General features: G+C 30.5%; 21 protein-coding genes, 1 riboswitch and 1 other annotated feature. Of the genes, 20 read left to right on the forward strand and 1 reads right to left on the reverse strand.

Annotated features, from left to right (window positions below; translation table 11 throughout):
• Positions 1-168 precede the first annotated feature (168 nt).
• The 5 genes from CLAU_RS18040 to CLAU_RS18055 all read left to right on the forward strand — a co-directional run bounded on the left by CLAU_RS18040 (position 169) and on the right by CLAU_RS18055 (position 5,008).
• Complete coding sequence (locus CLAU_RS18040) at positions 169-1,587, forward strand: sugar porter family MFS transporter (protein WP_023163328.1); 1,419 nt, start codon at positions 169-171, stop codon at positions 1,585-1,587.
• Positions 1,588-1,775: 188 nt separating this feature from the next.
• Positions 1,776-1,934: a hypothetical protein gene (locus tag CLAU_RS20760; RefSeq protein ID WP_023163330.1), complete on the forward strand. Its 159-nt coding sequence runs from the start codon at positions 1,776-1,778 to the stop codon at positions 1,932-1,934.
• Between the two features lie 204 nt (positions 1,935-2,138).
• Positions 2,139-2,819 (forward strand): response regulator transcription factor, encoded by a 681-nt coding sequence (locus CLAU_RS18045; protein ID WP_023163331.1) that lies wholly within the window; start codon positions 2,139-2,141, stop codon positions 2,817-2,819.
• Positions 2,800-4,236 (forward strand): sensor histidine kinase, encoded by a 1,437-nt coding sequence (locus tag CLAU_RS18050; protein ID WP_023163332.1) that lies wholly within the window; start codon positions 2,800-2,802, stop codon positions 4,234-4,236. The genes CLAU_RS18045 and CLAU_RS18050 overlap by 20 nt, the downstream gene beginning before the upstream one ends.
• Before the next feature lie 196 nt (positions 4,237-4,432).
• The gene (locus CLAU_RS18055; RefSeq protein ID WP_023163333.1) at positions 4,433-5,008 is read left to right on the forward strand and encodes a phosphatase PAP2 family protein; all 576 of its coding nucleotides are present in this window, start codon (positions 4,433-4,435) and stop codon (positions 5,006-5,008) included.
• 35 nt (positions 5,009-5,043) lie between these two features.
• On the opposite strand, the gene CLAU_RS18060 is transcribed toward CLAU_RS18055, so the two are convergent.
• The gene (locus CLAU_RS18060; RefSeq protein ID WP_023163334.1) at positions 5,044-7,008 is read right to left on the reverse strand and encodes a transglycosylase domain-containing protein; all 1,965 of its coding nucleotides are present in this window, start codon (positions 7,006-7,008) and stop codon (positions 5,044-5,046) included.
• A gap of 249 nt (positions 7,009-7,257) precedes the next feature.
• On the opposite strand from CLAU_RS18060, the gene CLAU_RS18065 reads away from it, so the two are divergent.
• The 15 genes from CLAU_RS18065 to trpA all read left to right on the forward strand — a co-directional run bounded on the left by CLAU_RS18065 (position 7,258) and on the right by trpA (position 21,736).
• Positions 7,258-8,037: a transglycosylase domain-containing protein gene (locus CLAU_RS18065; protein WP_023163335.1), complete on the forward strand. Its 780-nt coding sequence runs from the start codon at positions 7,258-7,260 to the stop codon at positions 8,035-8,037.
• Between the two features lie 167 nt (positions 8,038-8,204).
• Positions 8,205-8,819, forward strand: coding sequence for a manganese efflux pump (locus tag CLAU_RS18070; protein ID WP_023163336.1), 615 nt, complete (start codon positions 8,205-8,207; stop codon positions 8,817-8,819).
• A gap of 271 nt (positions 8,820-9,090) precedes the next feature.
• Positions 9,091-9,684: a phosphatase PAP2 family protein gene (locus CLAU_RS18075; RefSeq protein ID WP_023163337.1), complete on the forward strand. Its 594-nt coding sequence runs from the start codon at positions 9,091-9,093 to the stop codon at positions 9,682-9,684.
• A 96-nt stretch (positions 9,685-9,780) separates the two neighbouring features.
• A riboswitch (M-box (ykoK) riboswitch) is annotated at positions 9,781-9,969 on the forward strand.
• 231 nt (positions 9,970-10,200) lie between these two features.
• Positions 10,201-11,427: a magnesium transporter gene (locus tag CLAU_RS18080; RefSeq protein WP_023163338.1), complete on the forward strand. Its 1,227-nt coding sequence runs from the start codon at positions 10,201-10,203 to the stop codon at positions 11,425-11,427.
• A gap of 14 nt (positions 11,428-11,441) precedes the next feature.
• A complete protein-coding gene (locus CLAU_RS18085) occupies positions 11,442-12,701 on the forward strand; it encodes an Nramp family divalent metal transporter (RefSeq protein ID WP_029170042.1) in 1,260 nt (419 codons plus the stop codon).
• A 266-nt stretch (positions 12,702-12,967) separates the two neighbouring features.
• Entirely contained in the window at positions 12,968-13,528 is a 561-nt protein-coding gene (locus tag CLAU_RS18090) for a PadR family transcriptional regulator (protein ID WP_023163340.1), read from the forward strand.
• 18 nt (positions 13,529-13,546) lie between these two features.
• Positions 13,547-14,248 carry a flavodoxin family protein gene (locus tag CLAU_RS18095; RefSeq protein WP_023163341.1) on the forward strand — a complete coding sequence of 234 codons (702 nt, stop codon included), beginning with the start codon at positions 13,547-13,549 and terminating at the stop codon, positions 14,246-14,248.
• A gap of 14 nt (positions 14,249-14,262) precedes the next feature.
• Positions 14,263-14,901, forward strand: coding sequence for a VC0807 family protein (locus tag CLAU_RS18100; RefSeq protein WP_023163342.1), 639 nt, complete (start codon positions 14,263-14,265; stop codon positions 14,899-14,901).
• A 56-nt stretch (positions 14,902-14,957) separates the two neighbouring features.
• Positions 14,958-15,191: a binding site (T-box leader), on the forward strand.
• Between the two features lie 135 nt (positions 15,192-15,326).
• Positions 15,327-16,757, forward strand: coding sequence for an anthranilate synthase component I (gene trpE / locus CLAU_RS18105; RefSeq protein WP_023163343.1), 1,431 nt, complete (start codon positions 15,327-15,329; stop codon positions 16,755-16,757).
• A gap of 1 nt (position 16,758) precedes the next feature.
• The gene (locus CLAU_RS18110; RefSeq protein WP_023163344.1) at positions 16,759-17,364 is read left to right on the forward strand and encodes an anthranilate synthase component II; all 606 of its coding nucleotides are present in this window, start codon (positions 16,759-16,761) and stop codon (positions 17,362-17,364) included.
• Positions 17,330-18,343 (forward strand): anthranilate phosphoribosyltransferase, encoded by a 1,014-nt coding sequence (gene trpD / locus CLAU_RS18115; protein WP_023163345.1) that lies wholly within the window; start codon positions 17,330-17,332, stop codon positions 18,341-18,343. Before CLAU_RS18110 ends, trpD begins: the two co-directional genes overlap by 35 nt.
• 13 nt (positions 18,344-18,356) lie before the next feature.
• Complete coding sequence (trpC, locus tag CLAU_RS18120; protein WP_023163346.1) at positions 18,357-19,133, forward strand: indole-3-glycerol phosphate synthase TrpC; 777 nt, start codon at positions 18,357-18,359, stop codon at positions 19,131-19,133.
• Between the two features lie 13 nt (positions 19,134-19,146).
• Positions 19,147-19,776, forward strand: coding sequence for a phosphoribosylanthranilate isomerase (locus CLAU_RS18125; RefSeq protein WP_023163347.1), 630 nt, complete (start codon positions 19,147-19,149; stop codon positions 19,774-19,776).
• Positions 19,776-20,951, forward strand: coding sequence for a tryptophan synthase subunit beta (gene trpB / locus CLAU_RS18130; RefSeq protein WP_023163348.1), 1,176 nt, complete (start codon positions 19,776-19,778; stop codon positions 20,949-20,951). The genes CLAU_RS18125 and trpB overlap by 1 nt, the downstream gene beginning before the upstream one ends.
• Positions 20,951-21,736 carry a tryptophan synthase subunit alpha gene (gene trpA / locus CLAU_RS18135; RefSeq protein WP_013238274.1) on the forward strand — a complete coding sequence of 262 codons (786 nt, stop codon included), beginning with the start codon at positions 20,951-20,953 and terminating at the stop codon, positions 21,734-21,736. Before trpB ends, trpA begins: the two co-directional genes overlap by 1 nt.
• The last annotated feature ends 106 nt before the right edge of the window (positions 21,737-21,842 follow it).

Below are 21,842 nucleotides of genomic sequence, written 5' to 3' on the forward strand. Positions count from 1 at the left end.
ATGTTATTTGTAAGTTAAGCAGAATAAACTTAGTTATGAATAAATAAAAAGGATATTATGGGAAAATATTGACTAAGTTATAAGAAAAGTGATAACATTTAATCAAAAGATACTCAATATATAACAAATAAATTACCATTACAAAAATGATAGGAGAGATGATTTAAAATGGTACAAACTTCTAATATACAAAAATCAAGGTTTTTGAAAAAAATATCTATTATATCAACATTCGGAGGACTTTTATTTGGGTATGATACAGGAGTTATAAATGGTTCACTTACTTTTATGTCAAGAAAAGATCAATTGAATTTAACAGCTGTTACTCAAGGTGCTGTTACAAGTTCTCTAACCTTAGGAGCAGCTTTAGGAGCAGTGTTTACAGGACGTTTATCTGACAAATATGGAAGAAGAAAACTGCTTAGGACACTTGCACTGATTTTTTTCTTTGCAACTTTAGGATGTGCACTTTCGCCAACTGCATCAGTTATTATTATTTGTAGATTTATACTGGGATTAGCAGTAGGTGGAGCATCAGCTATTGTACCAACATTTTTATCAGAAATGGCTCCTTCAAGCATTAGAGGAAGTATTGTTTCTCAAGATCAGTTTATGATTGTATTAGGACAGCTGCTAGCTTACATATTTAATGCTATTTTAGGAAGTATTTCTGGGAATCCTGGAATATGGAGATATATGATAGCAATAGCTACTATTCCAGCAGTTATCTTATGGTTTGGAATGTTATTTGTTCCAGAAACACCAAGATGGCTTGCTGCAAAAGGAAGAACTGCTAAAGCACTTGAAGTTTTAAAAATGATACGTGATGAAATGGAAGCACAAAAAGAACTTAAAGTAATACAGAGTAACATAAATACAGAGGAAAATTTGAAACAAGTAACTTTTAAGGATTTAGGCATTCCGTGGATTCGTCGTCTTGTATTAATTGGCATTGGCATAGGTATAGCACAGCAGATTGCTGGAGTAAATATAGTTATGTATTATGGTACAACAATTTTAGAAAAGGCTGGATTTGGAGTTAAAGCAGCTTTAATTGCCAATATAGGGAATGGAATAGTGTCTGTTATTTCAGCATTGGTTTATATGAAATTTTTGGCAAATAGGTTTAATCGTAGGACTATGTTATTATTAGGATATACTGCTACTACTTTATCAATGGCTGCATTGTCTATAGTTACGTTTAAGTTAACAGGATCGGCATTACTTCCTTTCTTAGTTATTGCTTTAACTATGATTTTTTTGGCTTTCTTTCAAGGAACCATTGGCCCTGTAACCTGGCTGGAGATGTCTGAAATTTTCCCACTAAAAGTAAGAGGCTTAGGTATGGGAATTGCAACATTCTTTTTATGGATAGGTACGTTTTGTGTTGGTTTTATGTATCCTATATTATTGAAGACAGTTGGATTAACTTGTTCATTTATTGTATTTGTAGTATTTGGTATTATTGATATATTGTTTACTTATAAATTTGTACCAGAAACGCGTAATAAATCTTTGGAAGAATTAGAAAAATCCTTTAGAAACTATAATATGAAAAATTGTAAGGAGGCGTATGTACAAAGTTAATGAATTATACGAGAATAAATTTAGATTATTTTTAAGCTGCATTCCTATAGTTGATAGGGGTGCAGCTTTATTATGTCTTAAATATGCCAATATCTTATAAAGTAAATTTACGATTTTTTTAATTTAATTTTAACTTTAATCTGATAATATGAAAATTAAACCATACATATAGAAAGGTGGATTTTAAAATGATAACAAATACACATCTACTAATTTCTAAAATTATATATAATTATTGTGGGAAAAAATTAAATATTAAATTGAACAAATGGAGTTTTGCATATGGTAACATAAAGCCAGATTTCGTAAGAGATGATTCTAATTATTGTCATATTAATAATAAATGATATTTATCAAAAGTATAATAAAGAAAACAAATCTCTTACAAAAGATATAAATTATGCAATTTCAACAGCAATAATGGTTACAGAAACAATAGTAAGCTCAGACAGATTGAAATATAATTATGTCAAAAATAATAGTAAAGTATGTTAATATTTTGTTCTAATAAGAAGGATCGCAGATAACTATTTTAACATGGAGGTGGCAGCTTGGAGAATTTTAGAATTCTTTTAGTAGAAGATGAAAAGCAAATGTCAATGTTTATTCAAATGGAACTTACCCACGAAGGATATAAAATTGATGCAGCATATGATGGAAGGGAAGCTTTAGAAAAAGTGGAGGATAAAGAGTATGATTTAATTCTTCTTGATATTATGATACCAAATCTAAATGGAATTGAGGTTTGCAGAAGAATAAGGCAATTCTCTCATGTACCTATTATAATGCTGACTGCTAAAAGTGATATACCAGACAAGGTTTTAGGACTTGATGCAGGGGCTAATGATTATTTAGCTAAACCCTTTGCAATAGAGGAATTATTGGCAAGAATACGTGTATATGAAAGAGATAAAGCATTGAAAAATCAGACTGATCAAATTAAAGTAAAAAATATTGTCATGGATAATAAAACACATCAGGTCTTAAGAAATGGCAAAGAAATTGAACTTACCAAAACAGAATATAATCTTCTTAAAATGCTGTTAATTAATAAAAATATTGTACTTACAAGAGATAAATTAATTGAGGAAGTATGGGGATATGATTATTCAGGAGATACTAATGTGGTAGATGTATTTATAAGGTATTTAAGAAGTAAAATTGACAATGAATGTCAAGATAAGCTTATAACTACCATAAGAGGTGTAGGCTATGTTATCAAAGATAATTAATCGTATTTCAAAGATGTTAAATTACATTTTAAAGATTATTAAGGGTACAAAGATTTCTATAAAGATAACAATAGTATATGCTTTTATGTTTTCATTAGTACTGCTTTTATTAAATGCATCTATTTTATATGGTGTAAAGTATTATTTGTATAACCAGTCAAATAAGCAAATAGATGATATGCAAACCATAATATTAAATAATATTATGGCAAAAAATCAGCACTTGGATTTGTCAGATAAAGGAATCCTTTTAAATATTCCTCCTAAAGAAAATATATCTGTAAGAATAATACAAGAAAGTGGTAAAGTAATAAATTCATCTGAAAAATTTGATTATAAAATTAAACTTCCTCGTAACAATGATAAAAAGGTTCAGAATAGGGAAAGACACATGGAAGATAAAGATAGGCATTTGACATATAAAAATGTTAAATTTCAAAGCAAAAAATATGGTACTGTATATATTCAAATAGTAAAAGATATGAATAGTGAATATGATTTTATGGAAATATTATTTGGAGTTATGGCTGCAGCTGATTTTATAGGCATTATCGCCTCTATTATATTGGGTTATATCATAAGCAAGAGAATGTTAAAGCCCATTGATTATATAACTAAGACTGCTGAAAATATAAGTATTAACAATTTGAAAGAAAGAATAGAAGTAAAAGAACCTGAAGATGAGCTGGAGAGACTTGCCAGCACTTTTAATAAGATGATAGATAGACTTCAAGAAGCCTTTAATAAGCAGGCACAATTTGTATCAGATGCTTCACACGAACTTAGAACTCCTGTTGCTGTTATTCAGGGTTATGCCAATCTATTGGATAGATGGGGAAAAGATGATAGAGATGCTTTAGAAAAATCAATTTATGGAATTAAGTTAGAGGCTGCTAATATGGCTAATTTAATTGAAAAGTTATTGTTCCTTGCAAGAGGTGACAGCGGTACTCAGTTGATAGAAAAAAAGAAATTTTGGCTTAATGAATTAATTGATGAAGTAGTTAAAGAAAGCAGAATAATAGAACAAAATCATGTAATATCCAGTAGTAGAAATGACACTGTAAGAGTTTGTGCAGATTATAAGATGATAAAACAAATGCTAAGGGTATTTATTGATAACAGCATGAAATTTACTCCAGAACATGGAAAAATAGACATAACTTCAGAAGTACAGGGTAAGGTTGTAAAAATAACTGTTAGTGATACAGGCATTGGAATACCAAAAGAAGAAATTAAAAATATATTTAATAGATTTTATATTGTAGATAAATCAAGATCTAAAGAAAAAGGGGGAACAGGGCTTGGACTATCTATTGCTAAATGGATTATAGATATGCACCAGGGGGCTATAGATGTAGAAAGTGAAGAAGGAAAAGGTACAAAAATAACTGTTACGTTAAAATTAGATAAGTAATGTAATAATATTTAGATAAGGTGAAAGAAATTAAAAAATTCACCTTATTAATTTTTGTCATATTTTCTTAGGGTAAAAAGTAAAGATCATCTTTTAACATAAATCTAAGGACTTTTTAACCCAATTTTAATCTACTAAGTTGATAATATATAAGAGGATAAAAGCTATTAAATTTTAACTACGAGGGGAGAAAAATATGCATTTAAATATTTTAAGAAAAATAAATATGTTTGATAACTATATTTTATTTTCTATTAAGAAATATGTACAAAATAAATATTTAGATATGTTGATGCCTATAGTGACAGATATGGGCAACCTGGGCATTGTTTGGATTATTATAGCTATTATTTTAATATTAGATAAACCGTATAGGATGGTTGGAAGTGTAGTGATATTAACGTTAATTGTGAGTACAATTGCTGGAGAAGGAATAGTGAAACATATAGTGAGACGAACTAGGCCATGTAATCAACAAAATAGTTTGAATCTGTTGATTTCAAAGCCCATATCTTATTCTTTCCCTTCAGGACATACTTTGTCTTCTTTTGCTGCTGCAGAAGTGCTGTCCATGTATTTTACTGAGTATAAGTTGATATTTATAGGAATAGCATTTTTAATAGCTTTATCCAGAATGTATTTATATGTTCACTATCCAACAGATGTTATAGCAGGAGTTATACTTGGCATATTATGCTCAAAGCTAATTTTTATAATTTTACAAGAAGGATTTATGGAAAAGGTTGCAATGTTTTACCAAAATATATTATGAAAAATTGTTTTTAATACTTATTAAATATTTTTTATCTAAGGTGTATAAAAATCTTTGTCTTGCAATCCTGAATGCACCTGCTGCATATAATTATGCCAAATTTGTCCCGGATATGTTCCACCATATAAGTTATCAACATACTTTGGTATATCATATCCAACCCATACTACTGTAGTATAGTAAGCAGAATATCCGCATAACCAGCCATCCTTCTGGTTACTTGTTGTACCAGTCTTAGCAGCGCTGGTAATTCCATTAAGCCTTACATTATATGCAGTACCCCAGACATTTTCTAAAGTGCCTTTCAAAATATCCGACATTAAATAACTTGCATTATAGTTATATACTCTTCTTTTTCCTAAATTATTTTCGTAAATAGTTTGTCCCTGGCTATTTACAATACTACGTATGCATGTAGGAGCAATAAATTCTCCTCCTCTTGCAAGTGTTGAATAAGCAGATGCCATTTCTATTGGAGTTACTCCATAAGTTAAACCTCCTAATGCAGCAGATAGAGTGTAATCTTTTTTTACAATTTTATTGAAATCCATATCCCTTACGAAGGATAATCCATAAGTAGGCGTTATGTCATTAAATATTTGGTATGCAACACTATTTAATGACATTTGCACAGCTGTTCTTATAGGTATATCTCCCATATAAACATCACCGTCATTATGAGGACCTCCATCTATATAATGATCATTTATAATACTTGTGTCATCATATCCTTTTTCAAAGGCAGGGGTATAAACTGCCAAGGGTTTCAAAGATGAACCAGGCTGTCTAAAGCACTGAAATGCCCTATTCAAATAATCTTTCTCGGGACTTGTTCTACCACCAACTATTGCTATAACATATCCAGTTTTATTATCTATTGAAACGGATGAACCCTGCAGAGAATATATTCCTTTATTTTGCTCTGTAAAATCTAGGAGTCCATTATCTAAGGAATCTTGTAAAAGTTTTTGTTTATCCATATCTATAGAAGTATAAATTTTATATCCATTAGTACGGATGTCATTTATACACTCGTTATATACATTAGAATAATTTTTATCATAACTATCTATATCCTGCTGTGTATCGAATGTATTTTTAAATTGGAATCCATTTAGCTTCATAAGTACCCTTGCAGCACAATTAAGAGCATAGGATTCAATCCATACGTTTCCATCATATTTTTCTGGGTTTAATACAATCTTATAGTTAACTGCTGTAGTGTACTCATAATCTGTAATATAATTATTTTTCTTCATTGATGATAGAATAAAATCTCTACGTTTTAATGTATTGTTTATATTCTTTATAGGGTTATAATAAGTAGGATTATTGGGTATTGCAGCTAAAAAGCATATTTCTGATAAATTAAGTTCATTACAACTTTTGCTAAAATATCTCCTTGAAGCCGCCTCAATTCCATAAGCATTATTGGCAAAATTAATATTATTAATATAAAATTCTAGGATTTGCTGTTTAGTATATTTTTGATCTAATTTTATAGCAATTATTATTTCTTCTAATTTCCTTTTATAAGTTTTGTCAAAATTTAAAAACACAGTCCTTGCTAACTGCTGTGTAATTGTACTTCCACCCTGTGTAATTTTTCCCTTGCTTTTTATAATAGAATATAAAACTCTAAAATTTGCCTTTATACTAAAAGCACCATGATTAAAATAATCTTTGTCCTCTATAGATATAAAGGCATTTTTTACAGCTTGAGGTATGTAAAAAGATGTTAAATATATAGAATTTTTTGAACCATATAGTTTATTTAGTACAGTGTTCTTTGAATCGTACAAATAAGTTGTTTGATTTCCATGAAAAGTACTATATGATATAGAATTTATTTTAGTTGACGCATCATTATAGAGTGATACTGCTATAAATAAATACTTACTACAAAAGAGAAATATAACTATTATAAATACAGAAAAAACCGTGAGCAGATTATGCTTTTTTACTTTATGAGTTTTTTTGCTTTTTTGATTTTTTGGCAATTGGGTCACTTCCATTTTTAATTGTGTACTTATAATATCCCCAGTAAATTTTTTATATATACTTTATATTCGAGCTGCAATGTACCTAAAACATCTCCGTATTTTAATCAATTTATGCAATTGTAGTAGGATGGACTTTTATAGCTATTTACTTTTTAAGAATATAGCTATAAAATATCTTATTATAGAAAATTTTTATATAAAGTAGTGTAATGAAAAAATAGAATTTCTAACAAAAGGAGATTTTAAATGCCAAAGAAAAAGAGCAGTGGAGGTAGTTTATTAAAACATTTATTTTTAAGTATTTTGGTATTAGTTATTATTTTTAGTGGATTCATTTATCTTAAATATGGGCATACAGTTAGATCTCTATATGACGATGCAGTTATAAAAGTAAATAATTGTTCAGAGTATACTTTTAAAAATAGGGAAAAGTATTTAAATAACGGAAAATCTCTATATTTGGAATCTACACAAATTCCTAATAATGTGAAAAATGCTTTTGTTGCTATTGAAGATAAAAATTTTTATAAACATGAAGGAATTAGTACAGAGGCTGTTTTTAGAGCAGTATATTCTTTAGTTGTTAACAATGGAAAAATAACACAAGGAGGAAGTACTATTGCTCAACAATTAGCGAGAAATGTGTTCTTGAATTTTGATAAAAATTATCAAAGAAAATTAGAAGAGATGTTTATTGCTACAAAGCTAGAGCAAAAATTTACAAAAGATCAAGTATTAGAGTTTTATATTAACAATATTTATTTTAGCAACAATGCTTATGGTATTAATTCTGCTGCCAAAAAATTTTTTAATAAAGATTGTAGAGAACTGAATCTTTCAGAAATATGTTTATTAGTTGGTATACCTAATGATCCTCAATATTATGATCCAATAAAGCATTTAGATAATGCTTTGCAGCGAAGAAATTTAATATTAAAAAATATGAAAGAAAATAACTATATAACTGATACGGAATATGAGAATGCGATTAATTATAAAATAGTATTAAATCTGGATGAAAAATAGTAATGCGTTCTGTTAGTATTATAATACATTTCAATATTTCTTTTAGAGCTTGTTTAGGTGACTCATAATAATGGGCATCTTGAATAAGCTCCTTTTTGAGTTTTTAATCACACTAAAAATTTGAAACCATATACTAAAACGGAAAGAATAAAAAAGGGGACTATTATATGACACTAATTTTATCCGCATTATTGTTTAGTTTATCCTCTAACCTAGACAATGTAGTTGTAGGTATTGCTTACGGAATAAAGAAAATAAGGATAGGAATAATTCCTAACCTTGTAATAGCAGTTATAACTTGTACAGGAACATTTCTATCAATGTCACTTGGGGTGTATATATCAAAATTTTTACCTCACTCTATAGCAAATGCGTTAGGTTCTATAGCCATTGCTATATTGGGGGTATATTTTATAACACAAAGTATAATAAAACTTATAAATAATAAAAAATCAAATGGACTTGCTTTAAAAGACATTACTGATATGATTGAATATGCCGAAAAGTCAGATCTGGACAACTCTGGTGATATAAACATAAAAGAAGCTCTTCTTGTAGCATTTGGGTTAACCTTTAATAACTTAGGTACCGGCATAGCAGCTAGTATAACAGGAGTTAATATTAAATTTACAGTCATATTTACATTTATATTAAGTATTCTTACAATTATAATTGGTGAAGTCGTAGGTAATCATGTATTGGGTAAATTATTTGGTAAATATGCACCATTAATTTCAGGCATATTGTTAATAATACTTAGTATAATTGAATTCTTTAATTGATATTTTTTTAGTTATTTTGTCAATTGTGATGTAAAAGTAAATTAGAAGAAAAAGATGCTGTCTCAAAATACATTTTGAGGCAGCATCTTTTTATATACTAAAAGCCATATAATTAAAAAGCTGGTAGACATTTGTTTGATAAAAAATCATTTTTAAGATAAATCTAAGAGCTTTTTAATCTAATTTTAATCTCACATGTTGATAATGTATAACAGAGAAAGGATGAATTATATTAAAAACTGTTGAATTTATATAGAAAGGATAGTTAAAAATGAATATGGAGATTTTTAGATTAATAAATAATTTGGCAAATAAAAATAGTATTTTAGATAGTATAATGATTTTCTTTTCAAAGGATGTACCTTATATATTTATGGCAGTTGTTGCAGCAGTATTTATTTTAGGAATTGTAAAAACAAATTCTGATTATAGAAAGATTGCGTTTAGCACTTTTGTTATTACAGTAATCAACCTGATTTTAAGTTTTATTATTGGAGGCATTTACTATAAGGACAGGCCATTTGTTCATAATAAGGTAAATCTATTATTTACTCATGTGAAAGACGCATCTTTTCCAAGCGATCATGCAATGGGGACAATGAGTATAGCATTGGGACTTGGAAAGTATAATAACATACTTAGTTTAATGTTAACTATATTGTCGGTAATTGTAGGATTTTCAAGAGTATATGTTGGACAGCACTATCCTATGGATGTTATAGGTGCGTATATGATTGTTTGTGGAACAAGTTATATTTATAATCTGAAATTGAGGAGTAAAATTGAAAATTTGTATGAAATACTTGAAAAGAAATTGATAACATTATGGGCTGCAGAGTGTGCAGGGTATAAAGCTTCTAAGTAACATATTTTTAACATTATGATTGCTTAAAAAATATTTACAGCTGAGGAATATATGTATATAATAAATAATAGATTATTATTAATTGAAAATATAATTTAATAACATTGTTAGGTGAGATTACTGTACAAGACATACGCTACTGCCCAGAAATGTCGAGAGACGCCAATGGGTGAGCAGGTACTACCGGATTAAGGTTTTACTTAATGTAGCTGACAACATTTATAGAAATATGAATGCTTATGATCTAAGCTTTACAGAGTCAAAGCTCAACGAGTGAAGATGTGCTATTTTTTGTCTTGGAATTTATTAAGAATCCAATCTCTTCATTTTGTTGTGAAGAGATTTTTTTATTGGATAAATTACCAAGTTAAGGAGAGTGATGAATTTAATGGACGGTGACCCGTGTTATAAATGTAATGATATAAAGCTTAAAGATTTATTAGTAAAAATATAGTAGGGATGTACTTGCATTAAAAACTTTGCATTGTGCACCCTGAAAGCAAAGGAGTGTATGCAATGCAGTTTACAAGTGTTTATTTAAGTAGAATATTAGGTAATAAAATTTATACGACTAGTAAAGAAGTAATAGGAATTTTAAAGGATGCAGCTGTTGATGTGAATTTTCAAAATCCTAAAGTTACCATAGCTGTTGTTAAAACAAAAGAAGGAACAAGATTTATTGGCTTTGATAATATCAATGTTTCTAAAGAAAAAGGACAGTATGTTTTAATATGTAGTGAAGTTCAAGATAAAGATTTAGGTGACTGTATGTTACTGAAAAAGTATGTTTTGGACAAACAGATTGTTGATGTTAATGGAAGAAAGGTAGTTAGAGCTAACGATGTTAGATTAGTTATAGTACCATCAGGTATGTTCATTGCAGCAGTAGATATTGGTATGGATGGCCTATTAAGAAGGATTGGAATTGCTAAACCATTAAAGAGATTAGGATTTAAAATATCAAGTAAACTAATGTTATGGGATGATATTCAAACGGCTTTTACCTCAAACGACATTTTACTTTCAAAAAGTTATAATAAACTATCCACACTACATCCTTCAGACCTTGCAGATATAATTGAGGACTTTGATGTAAATACGGGTGCAATTATTTTTTGTAACTTAGATAATGCAAAAGCTGCAGATGTATTAGAAGAGCTAGAAGATGATGCACAGGTAAACTTGATAAGAACATTATCTACAGATAAGGCAGCTGATATTTTGGAAGAAATGCCAGCAGATGAAGCTGCAGATGTTTTAGATGGATTAAATGAAAATAAAGCAGAAGAATTGCTTAATAATATGGAAAAAGAAATTTCAGATGAAGTAAGAGAACTTATGAAATATGAGGAATACTTAGTGGGAAGTATTATGAATACTGATTTTATATCATGCCCCATTTATTATACAGTAGCTGATGTAGTAAGTGATATTTGTCAATCAAAAGAAGAAATCGATGAAGTTTATTATGTTTATGTTGTAAGTGATGAAAATAAGCTTGTAGGAATAGTATCTTTAAGAGATTTAATTATTTCCAAACAGGATAAAAAATTAGAAGATATTATGATTAAAGAAGTTATATATATGAAGGATACAGATGAAATAAGGGATTTAGTTAAAGCTGTATCAAAATATAACCTATTTTCTATACCCGTAATTGATGAACAAATGCATATCATAGGGATTGTTAATATAAATGATATTTTATATGAAATTACTAAGTCAAATAAGAGGTATAGATAATGGGGGTGTTAATGATGAATGCAAAGAGAAAAACATGGATGGCAAATCTATTGATATTTTTAAGTGTTTTAGGCCCTGGAATTATAACAGGTAGTGTAGATAATGATGCAGGTGGTATTACAACATATTCTGTAGCAGGTGCTACCTATGGTTACAAATTACTTTGGTCATTAATACCATGCTTTATTGTGCTTCTTGTAGTGCAGGAAATGAATGCTAGAATGGGTATAGTTACAGGTAAAGGATTGGCAGATTTAATTAGAGAAAATTTTGGTGTTAAGATAACTTTTTTTATATTTATTGGATTAATAATTGCAGATATAGGGAATACAGCTACTGAGTTTGCAGGTGTTGCAGGTAGTATGCAGATTTTTGGAGTAAGCAAATATATATCTGTGCCACTAGCTGCTATTGCAGTATGGATTCTAGTAGTAAAGGGTACTTATAAGACTACTGAGAAGTTATTTTTGGTTTTTAGCATATTTCTATTATCATATGTTGGTTCTGCATTTTTTGCCAAACCAGACTGGCATGAAATAGGACATGCATTAATTCATCCTGCTATTGAAACTAATTATGACTATATAAGTACAGTTATTGGCATGGTGGGAACTACTATTGCTCCCTGGATGCAGTTTTATATACAGTCAGCAGTTATAGAAAAAGGACTTAAGATGGAAGAATTTAAATACGAATTTTGGGATGTTGTTGTTGGAAGTATTATTACAGTAGTAGTTGCTTTCTTTATAATTGTAGCTTGTGGGGCAACCCTTCATAAAAGTGGAATTCAAATAAATGAGGCTAAAGATGCTGCATTAGCATTAAAGCCACTTGCTGGAGCTTTTGCTTCTCAAATTTTTGCTTTTGGATTATTTATAGCTTCTATTTTTTCGGCTACAATACTACCTTTAGCTACAGCATTTTATATTTGTGAAGCTTTTGGTTTTGAAGCTGGTATAAATAAAACATTAAAAGAAGCACCACAATTTTTTACACTGTTTACTATAATAATTATTATTGGAATTGGCATTATATTGATTCCAGGAGCACCTTTAATTCAGATAACATTATGGTCACAGGTTATAAATGGTGTGTTACTTCCTGTAGTTCTAATTTGTATGATGCTTATGGTAAATAATAAAGATATTATGGGCGAATATGTAAATGGTAGAACTAAAAATGTAATAGGATGGGTAACTATTATAGTGTTAGTTATATTAACAGCTATTTTAACTTTTGAACCTATCGTAACTGCTTTTATAACGCACAAGTAGGTACTTGTTTTACAACAATATAAAAATTTTATTCTATAATTATTATACTTATAAACTTTTGAAATTAAAAAGAAATAGATAAATCAAGTTATTTTTAAGCCACATTCCTATAGTTAATAGGGATGTGGCTCTATTTATAATGTTTTAATATATTCAACTAATTGTTTTTATTAAAATTTAATTTAAATATTGATTTATTATATCACTATGATATAATAAATAACATAATATATCATAGTGATATATAAAACAGAGGTGAAATTAAATTGTCAAAAGTAAATAAAACAAAATATGCTATTTTGGGAGTACTTAGCCATATATCAGGATCTGGATATGATATTAAAAAATTTTGTGATTCTTCTATAAACTATTTTTGGAATGAGAATTATGGACATATATATCCTGTACTAAAGAAAATGGAAGAAGAAAAACTTATAACAAAACAGGTTGAGCAGACAGAAGGAAGACCAAGTAAAAATGTTTATTCCATTACAGAAAAGGGCAGAAAAGAACTAAGAGAGTGGATTATGCTTCCTGTGGAAAGTATTCCTAACAGGTCAGAGCTTTTGCTGAAGATATCTCTTTCAGGAAATGTACCTACACAAAATGTCATTCAAAAAATTGAGAGCGTAAAAGAAAAGTGCGAAAAAGAATTTGAGGAATATTCGAAAATTGAAGATGCATTTAACACAGGAAAAATAAAATTGGATAAAAAAAATTTAGCTTTGTGGAAGTCCACTGTTAGGTTTGGAAAATATATTGAAGAGGCAAAATTAAAGTGGTGTGATGAAACACTGAAAAGTTTAGAAAATATAAAAGATTTATAGATTAAGGAGATGTATAAAATGAAAGTGTTAGCTTTAAATGGAAGTCCAAGGGGAAAACAGGGAAATACAGAGGTTATTTTAGAAAATTTCCTTAAAGGATGCTCGAAAGCAGGAGCAGACGTAGAAACTATATATCTTAAGGATAAAAAGATAAATCACTGTAGAGGCTGCTTTACATGTTGGACAAAGACTCCTGGAAAATGTGTTTATAAGGATGATATGAGTGAATTGCTAGACAAAATAAAAGGAGCAGATGTAATGGTATATGCAACTCCTCTATATTATTTTACTGTAACTGGAATAATGAAGGATTTTATGGATCGTATGCTGCCTATGAATAAGGGTGAAATAGTTAAAAAGGGTGAAAAATATTCTCATATCCGTCGATTTAAAAAGGAACCAGTAAAGACTGTTTTAATCTCAAATTGTGGTTTCCCCGGCAGATATAATTTTTCCGGTTTACTTGAAACTTTTAAAGTTATGACTAAGGGAAATCTTGCAGCGGCAATTTTAAGTGATAAAGGAGGGATACTTGCTGCTTCCAAAGATAACGATATGGTGAAAAAATTGTATGAACCTTTCTTTAAGGCAGTAGAAAAAGCTGGAGAAGAAGTTATAAAGTGTGGATATGTAAAAGATGATACACAAGCTATACTTGACAGGGATGTTATTGATACGGAAACGTATTTAAAGAATGCAAATAGAAATTGGAATGAATAAATTGGAGGTTAGCTATGGAAAAGTCATATGCCAATGGTGTGAAAAATAAAAGTTCAATATTGAGAAATATATTAAATAAGGATTTTGTTGTAAGTGCTATAATACCTGTTGTGATATTTTATGTTTTTGATAAATTTAAAATGACTCTTAGTGGAATCATATTTTCTGGTTTGTGGAGCATAGGTGTTGTTATAGCAAATTTTATTAAAACAAGAGAACTTAATGCTTTGGCAGTAATGGCTGCAGCTTTCTCAGGAATTGGTTTGGTGGGAAGTGTTATTTCTAAAAATGCTACCTTTTATTTTGTATCTCCTCTGGTTGGAAACGCCTTAGTTTCTTTACTCTTCTTTTTGTCTTTATTGTCTAGGAAATCTTTGATTGAAGTAATAGTGGAACAAAGCTATTTAAAAAATGCTCCAGAAAAGATGAAAAATGATAAAGACCATAAATTTGTTTGGAGGTTTCTTACTGCGATATGGGGATTTGGCAATTTTAGTCAAGCAATTTTGGGCATTGTACTTCTTAAAGTTGTATCCATGAGTTTATACTATGCTGTAATTAATATATATGGAAATATTTTAAGTATTTTGCTCCTGGCATTTTCCATCACATTCCCAAAAATATATTTGAAAAAGAAGATACAAAAGATTTAAAAATTAGTATTGACAACGGGGAAAAAAAGCCTTAATATATAAAACAAGTTAGTAATATAAAACCTGTGAAAAGAAATAGTAAATATGGAAATTTAGTTTAAGCGAATTTGGGGTAGTGTAAGCCAAGTACTGTAGTCTGTATTGAATGGGTCTTGGAGGTGTAATGCAAAATTAGAGTAGCAAAAACCGGTAGTCTACCGTTAAAAGGACAGGGTATCGAGTAAATCTGTACCTGGAAAAGATAGTTTGTATTTAGGTGGCATAACGAAATTTAACATTTCGTCCTTTAAGGATGAGATGTTTTTTATTTAAAAAAAATTCACCATAAATAGAGGCTAATTTGGGTGGCAACGCGGTCATTTCGTCCCAGTTTAAGGATGAAATGGCCTTTTTTGTATAAATTTAAATCAAAGAGGTGGTATTTTGTGATCAATCTTAAAAAAGAAGAATTTTATTATTATAAAAATTTGAAAAAGACGTTCCCCTTATTTATAAAAATAAATGGAGATGAGATTACCCCTATAGGTATTTACTATAGCTTGGAAGGAAAAAATAAATTCTTATTTGAAAGTATATATTCTGAAAATGAAATAGGAAGATATTCTTTTGCAGGAATGAATCCCTATAGGAAGATAAAAAGCTGCGGAAATGAAATATGTGTAGAAGACGAAAGCGGAGTAAGAAATGTTCAGGGAAAAGTGTTGGATTATATAAAAAAATATTTAAATGTACCTTATGATAGCCTTGGAATTTCCATACCATTTACAGGAGGAGCTATAGGTTATGCAGGATATGATGTGATAAGGCAGTATGAAAAGCTGCCAGTGGAAAACGAAGATGCTTTAAAAACACCGGAAGCATATCTCATGTTTTATAGATCTTTTGTGTGTTATGACCATTTTAAACATGAAGTTTATTTTATTTACAATGTGGCAGAAGAGGATGAAAGTTCTTACGAAAGCATTGTAGACTCTCTGGAAAGTTTGAAAGACATGATATGTACAAGTAATGTGATTCATAAACTTTCAGAAGTTAGAGAATGTAAAAAATTTACATCAAATGTTTCAAAGGAAAAATACTGCAGCATGGTAGAAGAAGCAAAAGAATACATAAAAGCTGGGGATATATTTCAGGTAGTTTTGTCACAAAGGCTGAAATTTGAAAGTACTTCTGATCCCTTTGAAGTGTACAGAAGATTAAGAGCTAAAAATCCTTCACCTTATCTTTTTTATATAGATTTTGAAGAATTTAAAGTAGCAGGTTCCTCTCCAGAAAGCTTAGTAAGTGTAAAGAATGGACGGGTTATGACTAACCCTATAGCGGGTGCAAGACCTAGGGGGAAAACTTTGGAAGAGGATTTAAAATTAAAAAAAGAATTGTTAGAAGATGAAAAGGAAAGAGCTGAACACGTGATGTTAGTTGATCTTGGGAGAAATGACATAGGGAAAATAAGTGAGTTTGGAAGTGTAAAACTAGATAGATTTATGGATGTAGATTTTTATTCTCATGTTATGCATATAGTTTCCAAGGTTTCAGGAAATTTGAGAAAAGATTTAGGATACTTAGATGGATTAATATCTTGTTTGCCTGTAGGAACTGTATCTGGAGCACCTAAAATAAGGGCTATGGAGATAATTGATGAACTTGAAGACACTAAAAGAGGTATATATGCCGGTGCAGTTGGATACTTTTCACTTAATGGAAATATGGATACCTGCATTGCAATAAGAACCATACTCTTTAAAGATGGTCATGCATATGTTCAAGCTGGTGCAGGTATTGTGTATGACTCTGTTCCAGAAAGAGAATATCAGGAAACGTTAAATAAAGCTATGGCTATGATAGAGGTGATATAAAATGATACTTTTAATAGATAATTATGATTCATTTACTTATAATCTTTACCAATATATTGGTGAAATATATGAGAATATAAAAGTTTTTAGAAATGACAAAATATCACTGGATGAGATAGAGAGGTTAAATCCTGAAGGAATAATACTTTCCCCGGGACCAGGTATTCCTGAAAATGCAGGTATATGTATAGAGGTTGTAAAAAAATTCGGAGGTAAAATTCCTATTTTGGGAATATGCCTTGGACATCAGGCTATTGGATGTGCTTACGGTGGAAAAGTAGTGAGAGCAAACAATATAATGCATGGGAAGACATCAGAAATAGGCATAGTTCCAAATAAATTATTTAAAAATTTGGAAAATTCTATAAATGTTATGAGATATCACTCTCTCATAATAGAAAAAAACACTTTACCAGAAGAACTTGAGGTAACGGCAGAAAGTTTGGATGACAGAGAGATAATGGCTGTGAAGCACAAAGAACATGAAGTTTATGGACTTCAATTTCATCCGGAATCAATTCTTACAGAGAAGGGAAAGCAAATAATAAAAAATTTTTTGGGGGGGATTTGTAATGTTACAGCAGACAATAGAGAGAATCATATGTAAAAGTAATTTGGAGGAAAGTGAAGCCTATGAAGCTATGAATGAAATAATGCAGGGAAATGCAGAAGATTCCCAAATAGGAGCTTTTCTAGCAGCCTTGAGAATGAAAGGTGAAACTGCAGAAGAAATAACAGGATTTGCAAGGGCGATGAGGGATAATGCTGAGAATTTAAAACTAGAGTCAGAGTATGTTATTGATACTTGTGGAACAGGAGGGGATGGAGGAAGAACATTCAATATATCCACGGCAGTATCCTTTGTAGTTGCAGCTGCAGGAGTGAAAGTGGCAAAACACGGCAACAGAGCAGTATCAAGTAAAAGTGGAAGTGCAGATGTACTTGAAAAGTTAGGCTTTAATATAAATTTAGAACCAAAATATGCTTCCAATTGTATTGATAAAAACGGTATGGCATTCTTGTTTGCTCAAAAGTACCACCGTGCAATGAAAAATGTAGCCGGTCCAAGAAAGCAATTGGGTATAAGAACTGTATTTAATTTACTCGGTCCTCTTACGAATCCAGCTTTTGTAAAAGGCCAGGTACTTGGAGTATATGATAAGAATTTGACTCACACAGCTGCAAAAGTACTTTCAAATTTAGGTTGTGAAAGAGCTATGGTAGTTTGTGGGGAAGATGGACTTGATGAAATAACTACTACCTCTAATACCTATGTGAGTGAATTAAAAGATGGAAAAATATCAGATTATAAAATAAATCCAGAAGATTTTGAAATTAATGTATGCAGTATGGATGCCATAAAAGGATATACTGCTGAAGAAAATGCAGCACTTATACGTAAAATTTTTCAAGGAGAAAAAGGTGCTAGAAGAGATATTGTAGTTTTAAACAGTGCAGCAGCTTTATATGTTGGAAAAGCATGTGAAAGCATGGAAGAAGGAGTGAAGATGGCAGAAGGTATTATAGATTCTAAAAAAGCTTATGAAAAGATGAATGAACTCATAAAGTGCAGTAATAATTTTTAGGGGGCATGAAAAAATGATACTTGATGAAATAGTGAAAGCTAAAAGGCCTCAATTGGAACTTGAAAAACAAAATATGCCTCTTACTAAAATAATAGAAGGATGCAGTGGAAAGGTTACAAGAGATTTTAAAAAAGTACTTGGCAAAGAAGAAATATCTATTATTGCAGAGATAAAGAAAGCATCACCTTCAAAAGGTATTATTGTAGAAGATTTTGATCCTGTCAGCATAGCAAAAATATATGAAAGCATAGATATAGATGCAGTGTCTGTACTTACAGAAAAAAATTTTTTTAAGGGAAGTGATAAATACATAAGCAAAGTAAAAGGGGTAAATTCAAAGCCCATTTTAAGAAAGGATTTTATAATTGATACCTATCAAATATATCAATCCAAATTTATAGGTGCAGATGCTATTTTGCTTATAACAGCCATCTTGAAAGATAAATTAAAAGATTATTACAATTTAGCGCAAAGTATTGGACTTCAATGTCTGGTGGAAGTTCATGATGAAGAGGAACTTGAAATTGCACTTGAAGCTGGATGTTCCATTGTAGGAATTAATAATAGAAACTTAAAAGATTTTACAGAAGACTTGAAAAATACAGAAAGAATTATAAAGAAAATACCAGAGAAAGTTTTAGTAGTTTCTGAAAGTGCTATAAAGGCTCCAGAAGATATAAGATATCTAAACGGATTAGGTGTAAATGCAGTACTTATAGGAGAAACCTTTATGAGAAATATTAAAGATGAGTACAAATTAAGAGAGTTTATAAAACAGTCTAAGTTTTGAAAAGGGTGAATTTATGACTTTAGTAAAGATATGTGGTATAAGGCGAATTGAAGATGTAGAAATTTTAAACAAGCTCCTCCCAGATTATGCCGGATTTGTGTTTTGTGAAAGCAAAAGGCAGGTTACTTTAAAATTAGCAGAAGAGCTTATTAAAAATTTAGATAAAAAAATAAGGCCAGTGGGAGTTTTTCAAAACAATAGTTTGGAAGAAGTGAAAAATACAGCAGAAATGTTGAAGTTAGATGTAATCCAGCTTCATGGAAGGGAAGATGAGAGTTATATAAAAAACCTGTATCCATTTAAAATATGGAAAAGTGTAAGCATTGATGGAAAAGATATATTAGATAATGTAAAACACAAGATAGATAAAATATCAAATTATAATGTAGAAGCAGTGCTTGTAGATAGCAGTGTAGGAGGAAAGACTGGAGGAACGGGCATAAACTTTAATTGGAATGTATTGAAAAACTTAAATGTAAATAAGAAATTGGTACTGGCAGGAGGTCTTAATTCGGATAACATAAATACTGCTTTAGAAGTTGTAAAGCCCTATGCAGTAGATGTATCCAGCGGAGTCGAAGAAAATGGTGTAAAGAGTTTGAAAAAAATAAATGAATTTATGGAGAAAGTGAGGAATTTTTAATGGATGGAAGATTTGGAAAATTTGGAGGACAGTATGTACCAGAAACAATAATGAATGCAGTTATGCAGCTTGAAAAGGAGTTTAATAAAGCAATAAAAGATGAAAAATTTATAGAGGAATATAAGTACTATCTTAAAGATTATGTGGGAAGAGAAAATCCACTGTATTTTGCAAAGAATTTTACTGAAAAATTAGGTGGAGCAAAAATATATCTTAAAAGAGAAGACTTAAACCATACGGGAGCACATAAAATAAACAACGCACTAGGACAGGTGCTCCTTGCAAGGAGAATGGGTAAAAAAAGGGTTATAGCTGAAACAGGAGCTGGACAGCATGGGGTAGCTACAGCTACGGCAGCTGCTATCTTTGGAATGGAATGTGAAGTATTTATGGGTGAAGAAGACATAAGAAGACAAGCTCTTAATGTATTTAAGATGAAAATATTAGGTTCTAAAGTTACTTCTGTAACTTCGGGGACGGGAACACTTAAAGATGCTGTAAATGAAGCTATGAGAAATTGGGTATCGAATATAGAAGATACCTTTTATGTAATAGGCTCTGTAATGGGACCGCATCCTTATCCAACTATGGTTAGAGATTTTCAAAGAGTAATTGGAGATGAAGCTAGAAAGCAAATTCTGGGAAAGGAAGGGAGACTTCCTGATTATGTCATAGCTTGTGTAGGCGGTGGAAGCAATTCCATGGGAATTTTTTATCCCTTTGTAGAAGATACTTCTGTAAATTTGGTAGGAGTAGAGGCCGCAGGAAAAGGACTTGATACGGATGAACATGCAGCTACTATATCAAAGGGGTCTGTAGGAGTAATTCATGGTATGATGACTTATGTGCTTCAAGATGAGGATGGTCAAATACTTCCTGCGTATTCTATATCAGCAGGACTTGATTATCCGGGAATAGGACCTGAACACGCATATTATCATGATATAAAGAGAGCAACTTATGAATCAGCTACAGATAAGGAAGCAGTCAATGCATTTACTTACTTGTCACAGGTTGAGGGAATAATTCCAGCACTTGAAAGCTCTCATGCCCTAGCTTATGCAATGAAGCTTGCTCCAAAACTCAGTAAGGATAAAATAATCATTGTAAATTTATCTGGAAGAGGGGACAAAGATATAAATACTATAGCTAATATAATGGGGGTGGAACTATAATGAATAGAATAGATTTAAAGTTTTCAAAGCTAAAAGAAAGAGGAGAAAAAGCTCTAATACCGTTTATAACTTCCGGAGATCCAGATTTAGACACTACTTTCGAATTAGTAATTGCAATGGAAGAAGCAGGAGCAGATATAATAGAACTTGGAATACCCTATTCAGATCCTCTGGCAGATGGACCTACTATACAGGCATCTTCAAATAGATCCCTTAAAGGCGGAACGAAAATAGCAGGTATAATGGATACGGTGAAAAAGATAAGGGAAAAAACAGAAGTACCTCTTGTGTATCTTGTCTACTATAACTCCATATTCAAGTATGGTATGGAAAAGTTTATAAGAGAGTGCAGCCAGTGCGGCGTAGACGGAATTATAATACCAGATCTTCCTATAGAAGAGAGAAAGGACATTGCAGCCATTGGAAAAGAATATAATGTACACCTTATTCCACTAGTAGCACCTACTTCAAAGGAGAGAATAGAAAAGATAGTAAAAGATGCGGGGGGATTTATATATTGTGTCTCTGTAAATGGTGTTACAGGTACAAGAAGCAGCATAAATACTGATATTGAGGAATATATGAATATAATTTCAAGTTATACGAATGTTCCAAAGGCACTTGGATTTGGAATATCCTCAGCAGAAATGGCTGCAAAATTCAAGCCTTATTGTGAAGGGATAATTGTGGGAAGTGCAGTAATTAAAAAGATAGAAGCTGGAAAAAGTAAAGATGATATAATTAAAAATGTAAAAAAGTTTATTAAAGAATTAAAATTAGCTTAGAATGAAAAAGATGCTATTTTCACATTGTTAATAAATTTGACACTCAAATAACATATTTGTAATGTAAATTTAATTAGAATTAGATTATTCATATTTACTTGAAAGA

Source organism: Clostridium autoethanogenum DSM 10061, assembly GCF_001484725.1.
Classification (GTDB): domain Bacteria; phylum Bacillota; class Clostridia; order Clostridiales; family Clostridiaceae; genus Clostridium_B; species Clostridium_B ljungdahlii.